The sequence below is a fragment of the Mitsuaria sp. TWR114 genome, from assembly GCF_007997345.1.
In genome coordinates this window covers 1-3,574 of the sequence record NZ_VOSR01000461.1, presented here as the reverse complement: position 1 = coordinate 3,574, position 3,574 = coordinate 1, and the positions used below count along the sequence as shown (strand labels likewise).

The following is a 3,574-nucleotide window of genomic DNA, read 5'->3' as shown; positions in this document are numbered from 1 at the left end:
CGCGCGGCGCCGGCAGGGGCAGGTGCAGCGAGGTGCCGCCCACATGGAAGCGCTGGCCCTCGACGCGGCCCTTGAGCAGGTTCATCGCCGGCGAGCCGATGAAGCTCGCCACGAAGGTCGTCGCCGGGCGGCCGTAGACCTCCTCCGGCGTGCCGAACTGCTCCATGCGGCCCCCGTTCATGACGACGATGCGCTGCGCCAGCGTCATCGCCTCGACCTGGTCATGGGTGACGAAGAGCGAGGTCACGCCCAGCTCGCGGTGCAGCTTCTGGATCTCCAGCCGGGTCTGCACGCGCAGCTTGGCATCGAGGTTGGACAGCGGCTCGTCGAAGAGGAAGACCTGCGGGTCGCGCACGATCGCGCGGCCCATCGCCACGCGCTGGCGCTGGCCGCCGGACAGCTCGCGCGGCCGGCGCTGCAGCAGGTGCGACAGCTCCAGGATGCCGGCCGCCTTGTCCACGCGGGCGCGGATCTGCTCGGGCGGCAGCTTGCGGATCTTCAGGCCGTAGGCCATGTTCTCGAACACGCTCATGTGCGGATAGAGCGCGTAGTTCTGGAACACCATCGCGATGTCGCGATCGGCCGGCTCGATCTCGTTGACGACGCGGTCGCCGATGGCGATCTCGCCGCCGCTGATCTCCTCCAGCCCGGCGACCATGCGCAGCAGCGTGGACTTGCCGCAGCCCGACGGCGACGATGACGACGAACTCGCCATCCGCGATCTCGGCGTCGACGCCGTGGATCACCGGGTTGGCCTTGGCGCCGGAGCCGTATTGCTTGACGACCTTGCGCAGGGAAATGCTTGCCATCGGAGTCTCTTCTCGTGTTCTTTACTTCTCGGCGTCGACCAGGCCCTTGACGAACCAGCGCTGCATCAGCACCACCACCAGCGCGGGCGGGATCATCGCCAGCATGGCGGTGGCCATGATCACGTTCCAGTCGTTGGCGGCGTCGCCGCCGCTGATCATCCGCTTGATGCCGATGACCACGGGGTACATCTGCTCGTCCGTCGTCACCAGCAGCGGCCACAGGTACTGGTTCCAGCCGTAGATGAACTGGATGACGAAGAGCGCCGCGATGCTGGTGCGCGAGAGCGGCAGCAGCACGTCGCGGAAGAACTTCATCGGCCCGGCGCCGTCGATGCGGGAGGCCTCGACCAGTTCGTCGGGCACGGTCAGGAAGAACTGCCGGAACAGGAAGGTCGCCGTCGCCGAGGCGATCAGCGGCACCGTCAGGCCGGCGTAGGTGTTGAGCATCTTCAGGTCGGAGACGACCTGGTAGGTCGGCCCGATGCGCACCTCCACCGGCAGCATCAGCGTGACGAAGATGGCCCAGAAGAAGAAATTGCGCGCCGGGAAGCGGAAGTAGACGATCGCGAACGCGGACAGCAGCGAGATCGCGATCTTGCCCACCGCGATGACCATCGCGGAGACGAAGCTGATCCACATCATCTGCCCGACCGGCGCCTTGGAGCCGGCGCCGCTGCTGCCGAACAGCGCGGCGGTGTAGTTGTCCACCAGGTGCGCGCCCGGGGTGAGCGACATTGGGGACTGGACGATCTCCGCGGCGGTCTGCGTCGAGGCGACGAAGGCGATGTACAGCGGGAAGGCGACGATCAGGACGCCGAGCACCAGGATCAGGTGGGACAGCAGCGTGAGGGCGGGGCGGCGCTCGACCATGTCAGTACTGCACCTTCTTTTCGACGAAACGGAACTGGATGACGGTCAGCGCGATGACGATGGCCATCAGCACCACGCTCTGCGCGGCCGAGCCGCCCAGGTCCAGCGCCTTGAAGCCGTCGTAGTAGACCTTGTAGACCAGGATGGCGGTGTCCTTGCCGGGGCCGCCCTGGGTGGCGGCGTCGATGATGCCGAAGGTGTCGAAGAACGCGTAGACGACGTTGATCACCAGCAGGAAGAACGAGGTCGGCGACAGCAGCGGGAAGGTGATGGTCCAGAAGCGGCGCCACGGGCCCGCGCCGTCGATCGCGGCGGCCTCGATCAGCGACTTGGGAATCGACTGCAGCCCCGCCAGGAAGAACAGGAAGTTGTAGGAGACCTGCTTCCAGACCGCCGCCATCACCACCAGCGCCATCGCGTGGTCGGCGTCGAGCAGGTGATTCCACTGGATGCCCATCCGCTGCAGGCCGTAGGCCACGACGCCGATGGACGGCGCGAACATGAACAGCCACAGCACGCCGGCGATCGCCGGCGCGACCGCGTAGGGCCAGATCAGCAGCGTCTTGTAGACCGGCGCGGCGCGCACCACGCGGTTGGCCATCGTGGCCAGCAGCAGCGACACGGCCAGCCCCAGCACCGCCACCAGCAGCGAGAACATCGCCGTCGTCTTGAACGAGGCGAGGTAGCTGGCGTCGTTGAACAGCTGGCGGAAGTTGTCCAGGCCGACCCATTCGGTGGACAGGCCGAAGGCGTCCTGCTGCTGCAGGCTCTGCACCAGCGCCTGGCTGGCGGGCCAGAAGAAGAACACGCCGATCACCGCGGCCTGCGGCGCGAGCAGCAGCCAGGGCAGCCAGCGTGATCGGAAGACCACGCGCTTCTGCTGGGACATCAGGTCTCTTTCAGGTCGTCAGGGGATTCAGAGCTTGGCCGACTTCTGGAAGCGCTCCAGCAGTTCGTTGCCGCGCTTGACGGCGGCGTCCAGGCCGTCCTTGGGCTGCTTCCTGCCGGCCCAGACCTGCTCCATCTCCTCGTCGATGATGGTGCGGATCTGCGCGAAGTTGCCCAGCCGCACGCCGCGCGACTTGTCGGTCGTCTTGCGGATCATCTGCTGCACGGCCACGTCGGTGCCCGGGTTCTGCTTGTAGAAGCCGCTCTGCTCGGTCAGCTCGTAGGCCGCCTTGGTCACCGGCAGGTAGCCGGTGCGCTTGTGGCTCTCGGACGCGACCTCGGCCTTGGAGAGGTACTGGAAGAACGCGGCCACGCCCTTGTACTCGGCCGGCTTCTTGCCTGCCATCACCCACAGGCTGGCGCCGCCGATCACCGTGTTCTGCGGCGCTCCCGGCACGTCGGGGTAGTAGGGCAGCGGCGCGATGCCGGAGGCGAACTTGGCGTTCTTCTTGATGTTGGCGTAGAGGCCCGAGGAGCCGGTCATCATCGCGCACTCGCCCGAATAGAAGGTCGCGTCGGCCGTGTTGCCGCGGCCCTTGTAGACGAACAGGCCCTGCTTGGCCATGTTGGCCAGGTTCTCAATGTGACGCACGTGCAGCGGCGAGTTGAACGCCAGCCGCGCGTCCAGGCCGCCGAAGCCGTTGTTCTTCGTCGCGTACTCGACGTTGTGCCAGGCGGAGAAGCTCTCCAGCTGCGTCCAGCTCACCCAGCTGGTGGTGAACGGGCACTTGTGGCCGGCGGCCTTGAGCTTGGCCGCGGCGATGGCGACCTCGGGCCAGGAGCTCGGCGGCTTGTTGGGGTCCAGGCCGGCGGCCTTGAACGCGTCCTTGTTGTAGTGGAAGACGGTGGTCGAGCTGTTGAAGGGGAAGCTCAGCATCTGGCCGTTCGGCGCGGTGTAGTAACCGGCGACGGCGGGGACGTAGGCGGCGTTGTCGAACTTGGCGCCG

At 66.8% G+C, this 3,574-nt stretch carries 3 protein-coding genes and 1 pseudogene; all 4 read right to left on the bottom strand.

From position 1 onward, the window contains the following. Nucleotides 1–809 (bottom strand): annotated as a pseudogene (gene ugpC / locus FUT87_RS16645) (sn-glycerol-3-phosphate ABC transporter ATP-binding protein UgpC); the annotation flags it as partial. A gap of 21 nt (nucleotides 810–830) precedes the next feature. Next, nucleotides 831–1,679: a sn-glycerol-3-phosphate ABC transporter permease UgpE gene (gene ugpE / locus FUT87_RS16640; protein WP_147241736.1), complete on the bottom strand. Its 849-nt coding sequence runs from the start codon at nucleotides 1,677–1,679 to the stop codon at nucleotides 831–833. Between the two features lies 1 nt (nucleotide 1,680). Next, nucleotides 1,681–2,568 carry a sn-glycerol-3-phosphate ABC transporter permease UgpA gene (gene ugpA / locus FUT87_RS16635; protein WP_147241735.1) on the bottom strand — a complete coding sequence of 296 codons (888 nt, stop codon included), beginning with the start codon at nucleotides 2,566–2,568 and terminating at the stop codon, nucleotides 1,681–1,683. Nucleotides 2,569–2,595: 27 nt separating this feature from the next. After that, the coding region (gene ugpB / locus FUT87_RS16630; RefSeq protein ID WP_147241734.1) for a sn-glycerol-3-phosphate ABC transporter substrate-binding protein UgpB at nucleotides 2,596–3,574 on the bottom strand (979 nt) is incomplete at its 5' end.

Excerpts from the sequence above, each read along its gene's own strand:
- ugpE (WP_147241736.1), bottom strand. The coding sequence starts at position 1,679 with ATGGTCGAGCGCCGCCCCGCCCTCACGCTGCTGTCCCACCTGATCCTG.
- ugpA (WP_147241735.1), bottom strand. The coding sequence starts at position 2,568 with ATGTCCCAGCAGAAGCGCGTGGTCTTCCGATCACGCTGGCTGCCCTGG.